The organism is Aquitalea magnusonii, from assembly GCF_002217795.2.
Lineage (GTDB): Bacteria > Pseudomonadota > Gammaproteobacteria > Burkholderiales > Chromobacteriaceae > Aquitalea > Aquitalea magnusonii_B.
In genome coordinates this window covers 2,676,001-2,693,774 of record NZ_AP018823.1, presented here as the reverse complement: position 1 = coordinate 2,693,774, position 17,774 = coordinate 2,676,001, and the positions used below count along the sequence as shown (strand labels likewise).

At 57.3% G+C, this 17,774-nt stretch carries 19 protein-coding genes; 7 read left to right on the top strand and 12 right to left on the bottom strand.

Translation table 11 applies throughout. The features are described 5' to 3' along the window. Nucleotides 1-85: 85 nt before the first annotated feature. Nucleotides 86-883 carry an alpha/beta fold hydrolase gene (locus tag DLM_RS12790; protein ID WP_089086010.1) on the top strand — a complete coding sequence of 266 codons (798 nt, stop codon included), beginning with the start codon at nucleotides 86-88 and terminating at the stop codon, nucleotides 881-883. On the opposite strand, the gene DLM_RS12785 is transcribed toward DLM_RS12790, so the two are convergent. From DLM_RS12785 to DLM_RS12770, 4 genes are all read right to left on the bottom strand, one after another. Further along, complete coding sequence (locus DLM_RS12785) at nucleotides 877-2,169, bottom strand: MgtC/SapB family protein (RefSeq protein ID WP_089086011.1); 1,293 nt, start codon at nucleotides 2,167-2,169, stop codon at nucleotides 877-879. The genes DLM_RS12790 and DLM_RS12785 overlap by 7 nt on opposite strands. Nucleotides 2,170-2,309: 140 nt before the next feature. Next, nucleotides 2,310-4,160, bottom strand: coding sequence for a 1-deoxy-D-xylulose-5-phosphate synthase (dxs, locus tag DLM_RS12780; RefSeq protein WP_089086012.1), 1,851 nt, complete (start codon nucleotides 4,158-4,160; stop codon nucleotides 2,310-2,312). A gap of 16 nt (nucleotides 4,161-4,176) precedes the next feature. After that, nucleotides 4,177-5,073, bottom strand: coding sequence for a polyprenyl synthetase family protein (locus DLM_RS12775; protein ID WP_089086013.1), 897 nt, complete (start codon nucleotides 5,071-5,073; stop codon nucleotides 4,177-4,179). Further along, complete coding sequence (locus tag DLM_RS12770) at nucleotides 5,063-5,296, bottom strand: exodeoxyribonuclease VII small subunit (RefSeq protein WP_089086346.1); 234 nt, start codon at nucleotides 5,294-5,296, stop codon at nucleotides 5,063-5,065. Before DLM_RS12770 ends, DLM_RS12775 begins: the two co-directional genes overlap by 11 nt. 163 nt (nucleotides 5,297-5,459) lie before the next feature. On the opposite strand from DLM_RS12770, the gene DLM_RS12765 reads away from it, so the two are divergent. The 6 genes from DLM_RS12765 to DLM_RS12740 all read left to right on the top strand — a co-directional run bounded on the left by DLM_RS12765 (nucleotide 5,460) and on the right by DLM_RS12740 (nucleotide 9,841). Then, nucleotides 5,460-6,293, top strand: coding sequence for an SDR family NAD(P)-dependent oxidoreductase (locus tag DLM_RS12765; protein WP_089086014.1), 834 nt, complete (start codon nucleotides 5,460-5,462; stop codon nucleotides 6,291-6,293). A gap of 221 nt (nucleotides 6,294-6,514) precedes the next feature. Then, a complete protein-coding gene (locus tag DLM_RS12760; protein ID WP_197715400.1) occupies nucleotides 6,515-7,411 on the top strand; it encodes a helix-turn-helix domain-containing protein in 897 nt (298 codons plus the stop codon). Nucleotides 7,412-7,528: 117 nt separating this feature from the next. Then, entirely contained in the window at nucleotides 7,529-7,894 is a 366-nt protein-coding gene (locus DLM_RS12755; protein ID WP_089086016.1) for a hypothetical protein, read from the top strand. Beyond that, entirely contained in the window at nucleotides 7,891-8,745 is an 855-nt protein-coding gene (locus DLM_RS12750) for an NAD-dependent epimerase/dehydratase family protein (protein WP_089086017.1), read from the top strand. Before DLM_RS12755 ends, DLM_RS12750 begins: the two co-directional genes overlap by 4 nt. Next, nucleotides 8,742-9,221 carry a DUF2269 family protein gene (locus DLM_RS12745; RefSeq protein WP_089086018.1) on the top strand — a complete coding sequence of 160 codons (480 nt, stop codon included), beginning with the start codon at nucleotides 8,742-8,744 and terminating at the stop codon, nucleotides 9,219-9,221. The genes DLM_RS12750 and DLM_RS12745 overlap by 4 nt, the downstream gene beginning before the upstream one ends. Further along, nucleotides 9,218-9,841, top strand: a complete 624-nt coding sequence (locus DLM_RS12740; protein ID WP_089086019.1) for a DUF4166 domain-containing protein — start codon at nucleotides 9,218-9,220, stop codon at nucleotides 9,839-9,841. Before DLM_RS12745 ends, DLM_RS12740 begins: the two co-directional genes overlap by 4 nt. 72 nt (nucleotides 9,842-9,913) lie before the next feature. On the opposite strand, the gene DLM_RS12735 is transcribed toward DLM_RS12740, so the two are convergent. The 8 genes from DLM_RS12735 to DLM_RS23375 all read right to left on the bottom strand — a co-directional run bounded on the left by DLM_RS12735 (nucleotide 9,914) and on the right by DLM_RS23375 (nucleotide 17,439). Further along, nucleotides 9,914-11,242, bottom strand: coding sequence for a type II toxin-antitoxin system HipA family toxin (locus tag DLM_RS12735; RefSeq protein WP_089086020.1), 1,329 nt, complete (start codon nucleotides 11,240-11,242; stop codon nucleotides 9,914-9,916). A gap of 79 nt (nucleotides 11,243-11,321) precedes the next feature. Further along, nucleotides 11,322-11,582 carry a helix-turn-helix transcriptional regulator gene (locus DLM_RS12730; protein WP_197715399.1) on the bottom strand — a complete coding sequence of 87 codons (261 nt, stop codon included), beginning with the start codon at nucleotides 11,580-11,582 and terminating at the stop codon, nucleotides 11,322-11,324. 347 nt (nucleotides 11,583-11,929) lie between these two features. Beyond that, the gene (locus tag DLM_RS12725) at nucleotides 11,930-12,607 is read right to left on the bottom strand and encodes a hypothetical protein (RefSeq protein WP_089086022.1); all 678 of its coding nucleotides are present in this window, start codon (nucleotides 12,605-12,607) and stop codon (nucleotides 11,930-11,932) included. 653 nt (nucleotides 12,608-13,260) lie between these two features. After that, on the bottom strand, nucleotides 13,261-13,461 hold the full coding sequence (locus DLM_RS23090; RefSeq protein WP_145985851.1) for a hypothetical protein: 201 nt from the start codon (nucleotides 13,459-13,461) through the stop codon (nucleotides 13,261-13,263). Nucleotides 13,462-13,571: 110 nt separating this feature from the next. Beyond that, nucleotides 13,572-14,087, bottom strand: coding sequence for a toll/interleukin-1 receptor domain-containing protein (locus DLM_RS12720; RefSeq protein ID WP_089086023.1), 516 nt, complete (start codon nucleotides 14,085-14,087; stop codon nucleotides 13,572-13,574). Between the two features lie 25 nt (nucleotides 14,088-14,112). After that, nucleotides 14,113-14,802, bottom strand: a complete 690-nt coding sequence (locus tag DLM_RS12715; protein ID WP_145985850.1) for a hypothetical protein — start codon at nucleotides 14,800-14,802, stop codon at nucleotides 14,113-14,115. A 167-nt stretch (nucleotides 14,803-14,969) separates the two neighbouring features. After that, on the bottom strand, nucleotides 14,970-15,260 hold the full coding sequence (locus tag DLM_RS12710; protein ID WP_089086025.1) for a nucleotidyltransferase family protein: 291 nt from the start codon (nucleotides 15,258-15,260) through the stop codon (nucleotides 14,970-14,972). A 229-nt stretch (nucleotides 15,261-15,489) separates the two neighbouring features. After that, complete coding sequence (locus DLM_RS23375; RefSeq protein WP_089086026.1) at nucleotides 15,490-17,439, bottom strand: methyl-accepting chemotaxis protein; 1,950 nt, start codon at nucleotides 17,437-17,439, stop codon at nucleotides 15,490-15,492. Nucleotides 17,440-17,774 lie beyond the last annotated feature (335 nt).

Below are 17,774 nucleotides of genomic sequence, written 5' to 3'. Positions count from 1 at the left end.
GCTGGCGCGGTTACTGCGGCTGGAAAAACGCTATTTTACGGTAGTATCGAGCCATAACAAATCAAAATGGGCGCAACATCACATCATGCAGCACATCATTCATTTTGCCCACGCCAACAGCTTTCCCGCGCCGGTATACGGCAAGCTGCTGCGCGCACTGGGCCAGCACTACCAGTTAGGCTGGCTGGATTGCATCGGCCACGACCCGCGCTATCCGGTGACGGACTGCTGGCCGCATCTGGTGGACGAAACCATTGCCGTGCTCAGCCGCTACCGCCAGCCGGTGATTGGCGTGGGCCATTCGTTGGGCGGCTATCTGCTGTTTTATGCCGCCATCCGCGCGCCAGAACTGTTCAAGGCGTTGGTGATTCTGGACTCGCCCTTGATGGGGCCGCGCCGGGCCGGGCTTATCTGGCTGGCCAAGAAGCTGGGCCTGATCGCCCGCATCACCCCCGGCGGCAATACTCTGGGACGACGCGACTGTTGGGCCAGCGTTGCAATGATGCACGACTATTTTGCCCGCAAACCGGCCTTTGCCCGTTTCGACCCGGACTGCCTGGCCGACTATGCGCTGCATGGCAGCGAGGACGACGGCCAGGGCGGGCGGCGTTTGCGCTTTCGCCCACAGATCGAACACCAGATTTACTGCGCCCTGCCGCATGACTTTCCGCGCTATCGCGGGCAATTGACGGTGCCAACCGCCTTTGTCGCCGCCAGCCGCCACGATGTGGTGCGGCCCTCCGACCTACGCTATATGCAGCGCCACTTCGGCATGCAGCTACATGAGATGACGGGCAGTCATCTGTTTCCGCTGGAAGCGCCACAGCAGACGGCGCAGACCATCCTGCAATTACTGCCCGGCCTGCTGGCCCGCGTTCAGTGACTGCCTGATAGCACCAGCAGGCCGGCCAGCATGCCGCCGCTGGCCGCCAGCAGGGTGGGCAGGCAGCGGCGCGCCAGCGCACTGCCGCCCAGGCTGGCAATCAGGCTGAACTTGAATACATTGTTGGCGGTAATGGCCAGCGCCAGCGTGGTGGCCACCTGCTGGCCGTCCAGCCGGTTCTCGCCAAACAGATTGAAAGCCGTCAGCGAGATGGCGTCCACATCGTTCAGGCCGGAAATCAGCGCTACCACATACACGCCCTTGCTGCCGAACTCGGCATTCAGCCAGGCGGCGCAAAACATCACCAGCGCAAACATGGCACCAAAGCCCAAGGCCAGCTTCATTTCGGAAGGGTTGCTCAGTTGCAGCTCCGGCTGCGGCTGGCTGTTATTGTGCTGGCGCAACTGCCACAGGGCGGCACTCAGGCCGCACAGCAGGCCGGGCAGCAGCACCCATGTTACCGCTGCCAGCACACTGGTTTGCACCACGGCGGCCAGTACCAGCAGCCGTGCAAACAGCACCAGATTGGCCAGCAGGATGACGGCGGTAGCCAGATTGAGCGACAGCGGATTGGCGCGTGCTTCGCGGGCATAAATCAGGCTGGTGGCGGTGGAGGAAACCAGCCCGCCCAGAATGCCCAGCAAGGGGCCGCCCACGCGCTGGCCGAGAATCTTCACGGCCAGATAGCCGGACAGGCTGATGCCCACGATCAGCGTCACCATCAGCCATACCTGATGCGGGTTCACCGCCTGATACGGGCCGAAGGTGCGGTTGGGCAGCAGTGGCAGCACGATGAAGGACAGCGCGGCAAACTGCAGCAGCGACAGCAGGTCGCGCCGTTCCAGCTTGTGGGTGAGGCCGGTGAGTTCCGGTTTCAGGTAGAGCAGGGCGGTGGCGACAATACCCACCGCCACCGCGACACCGCCAAAGCCATGCCATACCAGTGCGCCCAGGCAATACACCACCAGCAAGGAAACCACGGTGGTGGTGCGCGGCTCGGTCTTGTCGCCGTCGGCGCAGCGTTCCGGCAGAAAGCCAAACGAGGCCACCGCCAGCAGGCCGACGGTTTGCAGCAGCACGCCATGCGATGCCGCGTCCAGCATGGCGGCCAGGGTGCCCAGCACGGCAGTCAACGGAAAAGTGCGGATGCCGGCCAGGGTGTGGTGCTTGCGCTCGCGCTCCACCCCCATCAGCAGGCCGATGGCCAGACTGGTGACAAACAGCGGCAGCGCCTCGAACGGGCTGCCTGTGAGATTGAGCCAGCTTGCCAGATCAAAACCACCCATGACTTCCCCTTGTTCAGTTTGGCGCGGCTAAGCAAAACCTTGCTGCAGCCTTGCGCCTCCTTGCCGTACTGCTGGCACTGCCTGCGTCGGCGCGCCTGGCCCCAGGGGCGCTACGCTGTTTTTCTTGGCCGCTGTTGTGACTATTGGGGCAACCAGTTGCGGATACTCGCCTCGATGCCGCTGGCGTTGAGGCCGCAATCGGCCAGCAATACCGTGGGGTCGCCATGTTCAACATAGTCGTCCGGCAGGCCCAGCAGCAAGGCAGGCTTGACGATGCCCATGGCCTGCATGGCCTCCAGACAGCCGGAGCCGGCACCGCCCATCACCACGTTTTCTTCCACGGTGACGATGTAGTCATGCTTGTCGGCCAATTGGCGGATCAAGCCGGTATCCAGCGGTTTGACAAAGCGCATGTCGGCCACCGATGCATCCAGCGCCTCAGCCGCCGCCAGTGCCGGTGCCACCATGCTGCCAAAGGCCAGAATGGCCACCTTGCCCTGGCCGCTGCGGCGCAGCACGCCCTTGCCTACCGGCTGGGCGCTCATTTCCTGCTGGATGTCCACGCCGGGGCCGACGCCGCGCGGGTAGCGCACCGCGGTGGGGCTGTTCATGCAGAAGGCGGTGTACAGCAGTTGGCGGCATTCGTTTTCGTCGGACGGGGCCAGCACCGTCATATTGGGAATGCAGCGCAGGAAGGAAATATCGAAGGCACCGGCGTGGGTGGGGCCATCGGCACCCACCAGACCGGCGCGGTCGATGGCAAACATGACCGGCAGATTCTGCAGCGCCACGTCGTGGATCAGTTGGTCGTAGCCGCGCTGCAGGAAGGTGGAGTAAATCGCCACCACCGGCTTGGCACCATCACAGGCCAGACCAGCAGCAAAGGTAACGGCGTGCTGTTCGGCAATGGCCACGTCGAAGTAGCGGTCCGGGTGTTCCTTCTCGAAGCGCACCAGGCCGGAACCCTCGCGCATGGCCGGGGTGATGCCCACCAGGCGCGCATCCAGCTTGGCCATGTCGCAAATCCAGTCGCCAAACACCTGGGTGTACTGCGGCTTGCCACCACTCTTGCCACCGGCCAGGCCGTTGGCCGGGTCGAACTTGGTGACGCCGTGGTATTTCACCGGGTCGTTCTCGGCCAGCTTGTAGCCGTGGCCCTTCTTGGTGACGATATGCAGGAACTGCGGCCCTTTCAGGCTGCGGATGTTCTTCAGCGTATCCACCAGCACGTCCAGATCGTGCCCGTCGATCGGGCCGATATAGTTGAAGCCGAATTCCTCGAACAGCGTACCGGGGGTGAAGAAGCCCTTGACGTGCTCTTCCACCTTGCTGGCAATTTCCTTCAAGGGCGGGGCCATGCCCAGCACCTTGCTGGAGCCCTCGCGCATGGCGGCGTAGAAGCGGCCGGACATCAGCTTGGCCAGATAATTGTTCAGCGCGCCGACATTGGGCGAAATCGACATGTCGTTGTCGTTGAGGATCACCAGCAAATCGGTATCCATCGCCCCGGCGTTGTTCAGCGCCTCGAAGGCCTGACCGGCGGTCATCGCGCCATCACCGATGATGGCCACGCACTTGCGGTCCAGCCCCTGCATCTTGGCCGCCGCCGCCATGCCCAGCGCCGCACCGATGGAGGTGGACGAATGGCCGACGCCAAAGGTGTCGTAAGGCGATTCCTCGCGCTTGGGAAAGCCCGCCAGCCCGCCTTTCTGCCGCATGCTGCCCATGCGCTCGCGGCGGCCGGTGAGGATTTTGTGCGGATAAGTCTGGTGGCCCACGTCCCATACCAGACGGTCGTCCGGGGTGTTGAACACATAGTGCAGGGCGATGGTCAGCTCGATGCTGCCCAGGTTGGAGGCAAAATGGCCACCGGTCTTGCTGACCGTATCGACCAGGAATTCGCGCAGTTCCGTCGCCAGTTGCGGCAGTTGCTGGCGGCCCAGCGCACGCAGGTCGGAGGGCTGATGAATGGTGTCGAGCAGCGGAGTCATTGTTGTGCTTCTGCGGTTAAAACGAGCGGGCCACAATGTAGTCGGCCAGTTGTTTCAGTCTATCGGCAGCCGGGCCAAAGTCTTCCAGCGCGGCAAAGGCCTGCTCGCGCAGCTCGCGGGCAAACTGTTTGGCCTCGGCCAGACCCATCAGGCTGACGTAAGTAGGCTTGTCGTTGGCGGCGTCCTTGCCGGCGGTTTTGCCCAGCGTGGCGGTATCGGCTTCGCAGTCCAGTACGTCGTCCACCACCTGAAACGCCAGGCCAATGCGTTTGGCAAAGATATCCAGTTGTTCGGTCTGCTTTGCGTTCAAGGGCTGACCGGCCATCGCGCCCAGCAGCACGGCGGCGCGAATCAGCGCACCGGTCTTCAGCATGTGCATGAATTCCAGCTCGGGCAGGTTCAGCGTCTGGCCCACGCTGGCCAGGTCAATCGCCTGGCCACCGGCCATGCCGCCATGGCCGGAAGCGCGCGCCAGCAACTGGCACATGGCCAACTGGCTGGCCGGGCTTACGCCTTCCATCGGGGTGGCAATCAGCTCGAATGCCAGGGTTTGCAGCGCATCACCCACCAACAGGGCGGTGGCTTCGTCGAACTCCACATGACAGGTGGGCTTGCCACGGCGCAGCACATCGTCGTCCATACAGGGCAGGTCGTCGTGGACCAGCGAATAGGCGTGGATCATCTCCACCGCCGCCGCCACGCGTGCCAGGTTTTCCGCGCTGGCACCGCTTAATTCGCCTGCGGCAAAAGCCAGCAGCGGACGCACCCGCTTGCCGCCTTGCAGCGTGGCATAGCGCATGGCCTGATGCAGGCGCTGCGGCAAGGTGTCCGCCGAGGGCAGAAAGCGGGTGAGGGCGGTTTCCATGGTTTGCTGGATCTGCGTCATCCAGCCGATGAAGGATTCATTGGCCATTACTGAGGTCCAGCGGTTTGAGTTCGTCGTTTTCCAGAATTTTCAATTGCTGCTCGGCGTCAGACAGCTTGCCCTGGCAGAACTTGATCAGCTCAATGCCTTGCTTGTACGACGCCAGCGCCGTTTCCAGCGGCACATCGCCGCCTTCCATCGCCTGGATGATGTCCTCCAGCTGCGCCAGCGCGGTTTCAAAGCTGGCCGGGGCTTTGGCGGATTTCGCCATGGCGTTTTCCTTGTCGCAAAATCGGTAGTCGGCCATTTTATTCCATTTCCACGGCAACACGATATTTTTGTCAGGCTGGCAGGCCGCAGCGAAACCGCTTTAGCAATGCCGTCAGGATGGTGTAGGGTTGCGCCTGTTTGCCTGATTTCGACGAGGTTGTGACGTGTCCCACCCCCCTTGCATTCTGATTACCGGCTGCTCCAGCGGCATTGGTTACCACACGGCAAAACTGTTCGCCCAGCGTGGCTGGCGGGTGTTTGCCAGTTGTCGCCGTGCCGAGGATGTGGCCCGGCTGCAAGCCGAAGGGCTGGAAAGCCTGCAACTGGATGTCACCGACAGCGCTTGCATTGAGCGCGCACTGCAAGCCGTGCTGCAGCAGACTGGCGGGCGGCTGGATGCCCTGTTCAATAATGCAGGTTTCGGCCAGCCCGGCGCGGTGGAAGACATCCACCGCCAGGCCATGCGCGAGCAGTTTGAAACCAATCTGTTCGGCCCGTGGGAACTCACCAATGCCGTGCTGCCCGTCATGCGCGCCCAGGGCCATGGCCGCATCATCTATAACAGTTCCATTCTGGGGTTTGCCGCCATGCGCTGGCGCGGCGCCTACAACGCCAGCAAGTTTGCCATGGAAGGCATGTGCGACACCCTGCGGCAAGAGCTGCACGGAACCGGCATTTTTGTCTCGCTGGTGGAGCCGGGGCCGATTGAAAGCCGCTTCCGCCCCAATGCCCTGCAACGCTTCTTGCAGAATGTGGATGTGGCCGGCAGCGTGCATCGCGAGGAATACGAACGCCAGTTAGTACGCCTTAAAAAAGAAGGCCACGCCGCACCCTTCACCCTGCCCGCCACCGCCGTGGGCGAGGCGGTATGGCAGGCGGTCAGCGCCAGCCGCCCCAGGGAGCGCTACCGCATCACCAAACCCACCAAGGTGTTCTGGGTGCTACGCCGCGTGCTGTCCACCCGCGCTTTTGACTGGGCGCTGCGCAAGGCGGTGTAAGGCTGTGGAATGATGGGGGGAGCTGAAGTCCTGACGTGGTCAGCCTGCTCGCTTACAATCAGCCTTCCCCTGATGGACACCTTACTACTGCCATGATCGTTGCTTGCGGCCTGTTATTGGCCGGTTACTCAATATTCAGTTGCCTGCTGCTTGTCATCACGCACTTTCGCCCCGGCAGTTACCCGGATCAGCCCCATTCACGCCAGATGGGCATCGCTTTCTTGTTGACACTGGCAGTGCTGCAGGGGGTGCATGCTGCCTTGTTGCTTGGCTATCCCGATGCCTTGGCATCCGTGCTTTATCGGGCCTGTTTGTTTGCCGCCGCGCCCTGTTTCTATTTCTACAGCCATCCCTTACTACACCCGTCATTGAGCAAGGGCAGCCTGTGGCGCAAATGGCCGCACCTATTGCCTGTATTGCTAGGCACAATGCTGCCATTTGCACTGGCCTTCCCCCTGGCTTTTGCCTTGGGCATGGCGTATCTGCTGTGGTTTGCCCGTTCCATCTATCGACTTCGCGCAGAACGTGAATGTTTTCAGCGTGAACTGCTGCTGGTAGGGGGGGTAGTGCTGATTGCAGCCCTGGTTGCCCTGGCCGGTTTGCTGCCCACGCGCATTCATACAGCGCAATTTTTTGCGCTGTATTCCTGTGCCATCGGTATGGCGTTGTGGTTGACGCAATTGACCTTGGGCTTACGTCCGGCCATGCAGGAAGACATTGTTGCCGCTGCCAATGAAGCCTATCGCACCAGCACCCTCGGCAATGTGGACTGTGAGCGGGTACAAGCCAGGCTGGAGCAGTTGATGCGTGAGGAACGGCTGTACCAAAATGCAGAGCTTAGTTTGCCGATGTTGGCTCAACAGCTGGGATTGGGCGCACATCAATTATCAGAGCTGCTCAATATCCGCCTGGCCAAGGGCTTTTCACGTTATTTGCGTGAACAACGCGTGGCCGCTGCCTGCACCATGCTGCTGGCAGAGCCATCGGCATCGGTACTGTCGGTTGGCCTGAGTGTTGGTTTTGCCTCGCAATCAAACTTTTATGAAGCATTCCGCGAGATCCAAGGCATGACGCCGGGTAGCTATCGAAAGCTGATGAGTGCCGAAAAAACAGCATGAAGTGCTTCTGTTTTATCATTCCGGATTAAATAAATGCTTCTGTTTGTGCCGAGCGGAAGCTTTGCCTGCTAGTAAAAATCATGATGAGGGCTCCTGAACACACCTGAGGAGCTCAAGATGGCCGACATTCTTCCCCTGCTGTTGAAATGCCTGTTAAGCCTCGTCATCAGTACAATTGTCATCCGCATCCTGCAACGTCATCTGGCCGCCTTGCTACAGCGCCTGTGCCAGGACGCAACTGCCGCTGCATTCTGGCGCGACTATACCTGGCTGACCCTGGCCATGGTGCCGTTGGTACTTCTCATCATCAGCGATTGGCTATTCTGGGATGCCGACCTTGTCGACAGCCTGCGTGTCAGTCTGCTGTCAATCTTTGGCGGCTTGCTCTTTTGCTTAATAAAAATTAAGCGCCATATCGACCGTTTCATTGCCATCCCGGCGCATGATGCCAGTACTGCGTCCAAGCAGGAGTCTAGGGCATGAAGCTTCTCCTCACGGGTGGGGATGGCTTTATTGGCCGTCACCTGCATGCACGCTTGCAAGCCGCAGGACACTGCACACGCTTGCTTTCCAGACGCCATGGCTGTGACTTTGTCAGCATGACCGAACCCAGGCACTGGCTACCCTGGGTCAAGGGGCTGGATGCCGTAATCAATTGCGCGGGTATTTTCACCGCCACGCGCCAGCAAACCTTTGACCGGGTGCATACCGACGCCCCCGTCGCCCTGTTCCAGGCCTGTGCCGAAGCGGGCATTACGCGAGTTGTGCAAGTATCCGCCTTGGGGGCGGATGTCCATGCGTACAGCCCGTTTCTGCGCAGCAAGGGCAGGGCAGATGCCTTTTTGCAAATGCTTCCACTCAAATGGATGGTATTGCGCCCCTCCTTGGTTGTCGGCAAGGGAGGGACCAGCAGTCATTTAATGCAGCAATTGGCACGGTTGCCGTTGATTCCGATACCGGGCGATGGCAAGCAAGTCATTCAACCTGTCCATATCGAAGATGTTGCCCTTGCCTTGCTGCATGCGCTAGAGCAAGAACCCGCATGTCGTGTTGTCGCTGCCGTCGGGCCGCGTCGATATACCTTGCTTGATTGGGTTGCTGCACTGCGCCAACAGCAGGACTTGGCGGAGGCACGCTTCTGTCGTCTGCCACTATCACTGGCACGCCTGATTTGCCTGATAGGCCAGGGACTGCACCCGCTGCTACAGACCGATGCACTGGACATGCTCCAGGCAGGGAGCTACAGCGAGCTGCAACCCTTTGTCGAACTCCTGGGCCGCATGCCGCAATCGCCGCTGCATGCCCTTGCCAGCTCAGCCGGAGAATCAAGATGAGTTATTCAGCCATCAAAACATTACATATCCTCAGTATGGTCCTGCTGTTTGGTACCGGGTTTGGCAGTGCATTTTACAAATGGATGGCCGACCGTTCAGGCCGCGTGGAAACCATCGCAACCACCAACCGCCATGTTGTGCTGGCTGACTGGCTGTTTACCACACCCACCATACTGTTTCAGCCCATCAGTGGCTTGTGGATGCTATCGCAGTTGCAGTTGCCACTCGCCACCAATTGGGTGCTCGTTTCGCTGGCGCTCTATGTCTTGGCCGGTTGTTGCTGGCTGCCCGTCGTGTGGTTACAAATCCGCATGCGAGACCTCGCGACACAAGCCTTGCGCCTTGGCCATCCTTTACCCCAACGCTATTGGCAGTACGCACGGTACTGGTTCTACCTGGGGCTGCCTGCTTTCCTTGCCATGGTGATGGTTGTTGTCTTGATGGTCGGCAAGCATGTGCCGGGAGCCAACGGATGAAAAGTCCCATTCAAACCGTGCTGGGTGCTGACTGGCAGCGGCTACCCCGCGCCTTGCAAACCCACTATGCCGCTGCAGCGTGTGTTGACCGCGGCTATCTGGATATCGACTATCCTGCCTGGCTGCAAAAGCCATTAAACCTGCTCTACCGGTGTGGAGCACTGATTAATCAAACTGGTAGCCGGCTGCCCACGGAAGTCCACAAACAGATGCAGCAGGGTAAGCAATACTGGCAGCGGCGTATCACCTTGCCTGGCGGAATGGTGAAACACTTCAATAGTGAATGGCAGCCGCTTGCCAATGGCGAGATAGAAGAACGGGTCAATCGTTTTCTTGCCTTGCGCATGCGTCCCTCAGCCCATGCCACGGGCTTGCAATATGCCGGCACTGGTTACGTACTGCGCATGGGCAAGCTAAAGCTCCACCTGCCGGAGTGGCTGCTGCTGGGGCATACCACCATTGTTGAAACCGCCTTGGGCCCGGATTGTTTCGCCATGGATTTTCGGCTGAACCATCCCTGGTTTGGCCAGCTTTACCGCTATTCCGGTATCTTCCACACCGCAACGGAAGCAGCCCAATCGGTACAGGAGGAGACCGCCTCTCCCTCTACAAGGGTTTGACGTTTGCATGCGAAAGCCACTACCCATATTGTTTCTCGCGCCGCAGACGGAGAGTGGCGTAGTGGCCCGACCTTAGATATCCAGCCGCAGATTGGGCGTCACCATACCGATAATGCTATCCGGCACCGCATTGCGGCGGGCCAACACCGGCCATTGCGCCAGCACGTCCACCGTCTGTGCAATCACCCCATCTATCCAGGCCGGGGTGAACAGCTTGCTCAGCTTGCTAAAAGCATGGAAATCGGCACGGCAAAAGCCATCGCGCTTGCCATTGATGGTGGTGGCATGACTGTTTACCCAGTGACTGCCGGGCTTGTAGCTGTAGGCAATATCGTAGGCCGGGGCCAACTGCCAGGCGTGGCTGTCTGGGTCCAGCAAAAAAGCAAAGTTCTTGGTGTGGTCGTCGTGGTTTCTGGCCACCACATTGAACACCATGCGACGGAACAATTGCGCAGCGTCATCCGCCCCCAGCCCCAGGCGACGCATCAACTGCAAGATTTCCTCATACGAATACTGGCCCAGCTGCTTGTAACTGGCATGCGCCAGGCCGCACAAGGTCTGTACATGCAGCTTGCGATTGCCGCGCCGGTCAAAACGGCGGGTGACAAAATGGCGGCGCGGCCCTTCGTCCAGCAGCCAGCAAGGCTCCATGACAATGCCGCACTGGCGGGCCATCTGATAATACGTATACTCCATTGCGCCAAAGCCCAGCGGGTCACCAAATGTCTCCAGGCCGGACTGCTGCTCCACCACACCGTCAAACTTCAGCAGGCAATGGGTAAAACCTGCCGGCGCATCTGTCTGGCCAGAGCGGGCGTGACGAAAACCCTCATCAAACGCCAAAACCACCTTGGGCCGTGCGCCGCCTGCGCTGCTACCCACCGACAGCAAGCTCAGCATGGCATCCCGCTCGGCCACGCCCGCGGCCAGATTCACCTGCAAGGCAGCGCGCTGATTCAACACCTCCTGCGCCACCTCTACCAGACTGTCGATCGCCACATTGGTGGAGGCATTCAGCCCCTTCATCTGCCGCGCAGGATAAAACTCCAGCGCCCCCATGCCGCGTGAACCGGTGTATTTCAACCGCTCAAGCGGCGTGATACTCGATACCGCCCTGCCTTCACGCGCCACCCAGGCATTGAGCACGGCATTGCCAAAATCATCCGGCAAGGCATCGGCCAACATGCCGGGCAAGCCCCTGAACGTGGCCGGATCCAACTGCGGAAACTGATAAACCTGCGCTGCCAGCGGCATGTGCAGGGGCGACAGCTCAATGCCCTTGCGCCGGAAAGCCGGGTCATATTCGAAATGGCCCAGCCCGCGCCCCCTGTCAAAAGCCAGAGCGCCCACCAGATCGCCCTGGTATTTCACACTCAGCAGATCCTCGTAGCGCATCACCATGCCGTTTCATCCTTGCCCACCGCCTGTGCGGCCTGTGGCTGTTGCCGCGCAGCGCGCTGGCGTGGCTGGCCCTGCAATTTCAGCAATTGCAGGGGAGACAATGGCCGGGGGGCAGCAGATTGTCCAACTGGCTGTCCAGCCCCAGCGCCAGCAACAGCGCCAAAAAGGTATCCAGTTGGGACTTGCCCGCTTCGGCGTATTGCACCGCGCGGCGGGACAGCCCGGCGCGGCTGGCCAATGCATCCTGCGAGATATTGGCCTCCAGCCGGGCCTGGCGTAGCCGACGCCCCAGTTCTTCGGCAAGGGCGCTGGCGCTTTTTGATGTGTCGTAATGATTCATATATGGCGCACTGATAGCATTTATTGCCGCTAATGAGTTAAAAATAGCACATTGTGGATTGGTATATCTTATGCCGGCTCGGTCAATGAGTCATTGGCTTAGCTTGCATAGCGAAAATGCAACTTGGCGCTGCTGACAAAACCCCTGCTGCTGCGCTGCCTTGCCGTACGCCGTGTACGGTCAGCGGCGGCGCGTCTTACCCCAGGGAGGCGACGCTATTTTGTCAGCCGCTCTGGATGGGTGTTACGTGGCACATTAAGAAGCTGCTTTAACGATACTTCAGCAACGGCCACATCCGGCACGGGTTTGCCCATTTCTGCACTGCCAGCCAAGCTGGCAGTCCCGCATCAGCCTGCACTCCCTTGGTCCGCCATCTCCCGCCACGCCTGTTTGTTCATGCGCCGCGCCAGTTGCGCATGGCAGGCCGCCACCAGTTTCAGCAAATCCCCGTTCTGCATGCCCAGGCCCTTGGGCTGTGCAATTTCATCAGCCAGCGCCTGCAAGGGCGTGGCGCTGCACTCCAGCGCGCTGAGTCGGCCATGGCTATGGCGGCGCGGGTGGTCCGGGGTGTAATTCAGCGTTAGCAGCCAGTGGGTGTGCTGCCAGTTTGCTTCCTGTTGCAGCACGGTTTGCAGTACGGCATGGCTGATTTGCTGACCCGCTTCAGCGGCGATGGCCAGTGCCTGATCCCAGCGAGGAGTATGCGGCGGTAGCTGGTGCAGGGCGGGGAGCAGTTCGCGGCTTAGCCAGCGGCGTAGTTGGCGGGCGGCGGGTTTGCGGCTGCGGCGCAGGGCTTGCAGCAGGGCGGGCAGTGGCCAACTGGGCGGGGTGTGCTCGTCGGGCTGCTGTGCGTGTGTTTGCAGTTGCTGGCGGAGTTGTTCGGTGCAGCGTGGGCCGATGGCGGCGGCCAGATCGGCGATGGCGAGCAGGGGTGGGGTGTGGTGGAGGGTGAGGCGGATGGGTTTGCCGAGGTAGTGGAGGGTGAGGGGTGGTGGGGGCAGGGTGGTTTTGGTGTTAGCGGACATGGTGATGTCTCCATCAATATGGTGGTAGAGGATTTCCTGTCCGGATAATCAGGTCGCCAAACCTGGTTGCGCTGTTTAAGCGCAACTCGCAAAGGCTAAACAGCAAGCGGGCTAGTCGCAAGGGTTTACGGTGTGTGGATGGCTGGCAAGTAGTGTAGGAAATGGTTTTGTATCCGCTTTGCGGATGATGATTTTGCTGCCGCGTCCGCGCGGCGGCGGGGAAGGGACCTTTGCTTGGCCAAAGGCCCCTTCCAACCCCAAAGGCCACCCCACAAGCATGGCCTGCGGCTGCCCGACAGGTCCCGCCCGGCGCGAGGCGCGCCTGAACTCGCGATTTGCTAACGTCAAATCGCTCAAACATTGCAGGCGCTTAAAACCTCGCCCCGGCCACCCGTCGGCATGCTTGACGGGGCCGGTGGGCGCGTTGGTGCGGTGGTTATCTGATCAAGAACATCTGTCGGAGCTGGCACAGTCCCGTCAGCGCCCTGGGCGGCATGGCTGGGGCGGGGTTTCGACGCGCTGCGGGTCGCCTTTTCTTTGGGTTCTTTCTTTTGGCGAAGCAAAAGAAAGAACCTCGACGGCGGGGCGAGACCCGCGAAGTTGAATTTTTCTTTGTTTCTTTTTTATTTTATTGTTAATAAAAATGTGGATTGTCAAAATGGTATTTCAATCCAGTCTATTGTTTTTTCTAGTTTTGCCATTGTTTCTTTTGCTTCCGCAGATAGTTCTTTATATTTGGATGCTTTTATTATTTTTGGTTGTGCTAAGTTAAGAGTTAGTCTTAAGTGATTTAAGGTTGATTGTAGCATTTCGACAGTTTTTTGATCTGCTTTTGAATTCCCGATTTGATCCATTTTTTGGCCAAAGTTCAATATTTCTCTGAATAAGACAATCCAGTGATTAATTGATTCTTCGTTTGGATTTTGGTTCGCAATTATTCTAACGGTGGATAATATTTCTTCAATTAAGTCTTCTTGTGATCTTTTTTTGGTTTTTGTGAGTTTGTAGTGGTTTTTAATATGTTTGTAATGGTGTTGTTCAGCTCGGGCCAGCATCGGTCGAATGTTCTTTCTAGCTGGGCTTGGTTGAGTGGATTTTCAGATAAATCGTTTATTGAGTTGATAAGTTTTTTTATCTCATCTTCGCTATAAGGTGTTGCTTGGAACTGATTTAAAGGACCTTGCAATTGAGCTGTTTCTAAGTCGAACAGTAAGGGGCACACGCGAGAAAGCTTTGCGTTGCTTATTGCTCCAGATTCAAACATTAACCAAGGTGATGTCATGCTTTCATGCGTGACGCATATGATTCCAAGCTTGGATTCTCTAAGGTTGTGTTCAATTTCCGTGGACCATCGTTGCCCTTTTTCAATATCGGGTGAGTAGAAAGTTTCTATTGATTGGATTACATCTGGTAGCCATGTTCTAAAGGCATCTCCGATTAGCTTTCCCCGCTCTCCTGACCAAGAAATAAATACTTTCATAAGTTATTTTCCTTTTGAATAAATGTTAGTTATGTGACATGATTTGTTGGTTTGGTTTTTGAAATTTATTTGTCTGCGCAATTCTTAGTGAGAGTAGATTTAATTCGTATGCTCTATCATGTTTTCCATCAAATACAACCGAAAAGAATAGTCCGGTAAAGAAAGGTACTGCTAGGATAAGGATTAGCATGGCGATGCTAAGAAATATTTTTTCCACTCCTAGCGTGGCAAATATGGATGTGGCACCGTTTCCAATGATTCCGCTAATTATTCCAATGATTATTGATAGAAATATTAAGAATACAGGTTTTTCGGTTTGGCCTTTTTTCATTGATAAGACATTAGCCCATTCTTTTGAGTTGTTAACTATTTCTTCAAAATTGTCAATTTCAATTTTTGATGTTTTCTTTGCGTGGTGGAATATTATTGGGTTGATTTGTTTGAAAATACTTTTTTCTATTTTTAATGTCGAATATATGTTGTTGTGTGCCCTCTCAAGGCCTTTGAAAAATTCCCAAAAAAATAACATTTCAAAAAATATCATTGCTAGTAATGTGTCACTTATTTTTATTGAGATAGTGCTTAGGAAAACAAACGATATGAGTGTATATAAAAATACTGGTTTTGAGTGACTGTTTTGATAAGCATGTTTTAAATTCAAAATTATTAGACTAAAAAATCTTATATTTAAATACGAGGAGGTAAAATTTTCCAAAATAAAACTCCATTACATTGTTCTGATGTAAGTTTTATCATGAATGACAATGAATTATCAATGCGGAATGGTGCCACGAAGGTTATAAAACATTATTGTGCTGGTCGCAGCATCTTTAGCTGCCTGCTGCATGTGGTCAAGGTAATCGGTCAAGCGGTGGTCTGCATTCATACCGGCTGTGCCTCTGCCAGCACCTCGGCACGGAATTTCAATGGCAGGTCATCAGGCGTCAGCAGGTCGACATGCAGGCCTAGCAGCGATTCCAGCTCGACTTGCAGGCCGCCAAGATCGATCAGCGTTGCACCGGGCAAGGCATCCACCAGCAGGTCGATATCGCTGCCTTCGTGGTCGGTGCCGTGTAGTACCGAGCCGAATACGCGTGGGTTGGTAGTGGGGAATCGGGCTACCGTTGCGCGGACAGCGGCGCGCTGCAATTCCAGCACAAGGGAGGGGCGCATGGGCATTCTTTCAGGTAGAAAGCTGCTGAAATGTTAAGCGATCAACCATGGCACTCCAAGGACTATTTTCCGGTACGTGCATGCAGCTATCCGTTTGGTCTTGCTGCACCTTATCTGGCTTTCTTTGATGTCAGTTGGCGATAGCTGCCGCAAAAAAAGCCCACCATCCGGTGGGCTTTTACCACTTGTCCGTGACAAGCCATGCCTGGCTTGTCATTGCGCCAACCCGCTACACCGAAAACTTCCCCGCCAGTTGCGTCAACTGCGATGACAGGGTTTTCAGGCGGTTGACGGTTTCGCTGGAGGATTGCACCACCCGGCTGTTTTCCTCCGACATCCGCGCCACTTGCTCCACATTACGGGCGATATCCTGGCTGTTCTGGCTTTGCTCGCTCAGGCGGGTGCGGATGTCGGCCACGGCCACGCAAGCCTGGTCGATCTGTGCGCGGATGGCGTCCATTACCTCATGCGCTTCCACGGCCTTGCTTTGCCCGGCTTCCACCGTGCCACGGCTGGTGCTCATATGCCCGGCCACATGCTGGGTGGTGCCCTGGATTTCCTGCACGATGGTGGTGATCTCGGTGGTGGAGTGGGCGGTGCGTTCCGCCAGTTTGCGTACTTCGTCGGCGACAACGGCAAAGCCGCGTCCCGCCTCGCCGGCGCGGGCGGCTTCGATGGCGGCATTCAGGGCCAGCAGATTGGTTTGGTCTGCCACTTCGTGAATCACATCCACAATGGTGACGATGGACTCGGACTGGCGGGTGAGCTTGTCGATGGTGCCGGCCACTTCATTGATGGAGGCAACAATGCTGCTCATGCTGTGGCCTGCATCGCCTATCACTTCCACCCCGGTGAATGACTGGCTGACTGCATTGCGGGTGAGCAGGTCGGCCTGCGCCGAACGCTCGGCGCTTACCGACAGGCTGGTGCTCAGTTGTTCTACCGCGGCAGCCATGTCCGAGGCGGCATCATGTTGCTGTTCGCTCCCCCGTGCTACGTGGCGGGCACTGCTGGCAACTTCGCTGGCTGTTTCATCCAGTTGGCGCGAGGTGGTAATCAGGCTGCTGACGGTTTCGTGCAAGTTGTTGCGCATGGTGTGAATCTCGGCCAGCAGGCTGTCTGTTGCTTGGTCACGCAGTTTGATTTCGGTATCCAGTCTGCCGCTGGCAATTTGCTGCACCACCTTTTGCACGTAGAACGGGTCGCCGCCCAGTTGCAAGGTAATGGACATGTAAAGGGTGACAAACAGATAGGCCGACAGCAGCAGGGTGAACAAGGCACAGGCCATGTAGATGTTGCGCTGCAGCAGGATGTGTCCCAGCCGTACATGCAGCAGGGATTCAAGCTGATCAAGCGCAACTTGCTGCAGCGCCTGTGCGCTTTGTATGGTGCCGTCTTGCAGGCCGCTGGCATGTGTCGGTAAGCCGGAGAGGGCATTTTCCAGTTGCTGGGCATTGGCTTTGGCCTGAGTGGCAAATTGTTCCTGCCTGGCGGCAAGTATCTCTTTCAGGCCGGGGTTGAAGGCGGTGGCTTTGGCAAAGTCATCCTGCATGCCGGATAGTGCATCATCCAGCAGGATGCGCAGCCCCACGGCGGTGTCATGGTCCTTGGTGCCAAGCGGCTGGCCGGCGGATCGTTCCAGCAGGGCATTGGCGCGGGTGGCGCGGATCAGCCAGTTGGGCCATTTGACGGTGATGGCGTCCATCAGATAGAAGGTGTCGATATCCGGGTCCAGGGTCAGATTGGATTGATCGCTCACCCGGCCGATATGCTCATTCAGGGTATCGGTCAGCTTGTCCAGGTTATCGGCAGAGGGGCGGGTCTTGACCGCCTGCCAGGCGGCGTTCAAACCATTCCAGCTGCTTTCCACCGCCAGTCGCTGGCCAATTTCGGCTTGTACCGCATTCACCGCCCCCCAGGCGGGTTCCAGATTGGCGGCGCGTGCCTGCCCTTTTTCTGCCAATACCCGTTGCTGCTGGATTTGCGCCAGCAAGGCCATGCTTGGTTTCAGGTATTGCGTGCCTATCAGTTCCTTGCTGGAGAAGTCGGCATTATCCTGATTGCTACGATAAAGTCCGTAGGTAAGGTAGGTCAGCGCAATGGCAAATACGGTACCAATTATTGCAAAACGGCTGGGGTAACTCATTCGCCGCATGGCTTTGGCTACGATCTGGAACATGGCATTCTCGCTAAGGGCTGTGATGGTGATGCTTGCTCAGGTTATGCGGTACATTCGTCGGGACGAATCTGTGCGGTGAATGTCAATCATTTTTTATCAGAACAGATTGATTTAAAGAGGCATAACGGAACAGATGGTTGATTGCGCGTCTCCTTTTAAATATCAATGAATGATGCATTGGCTGATTTGATTTTTATGTGGCGGTCTTCCCCAGCATAGGAAAGATTGCAAAAGAATGCAGGGAGTGCGAGTTTTTTCTGTTATTTGCTTGAATGGTTAGGGACAGTTTGTAAATAATTTGATAAATGAATTGGCGAGTCAGCAGGATAAAGCCA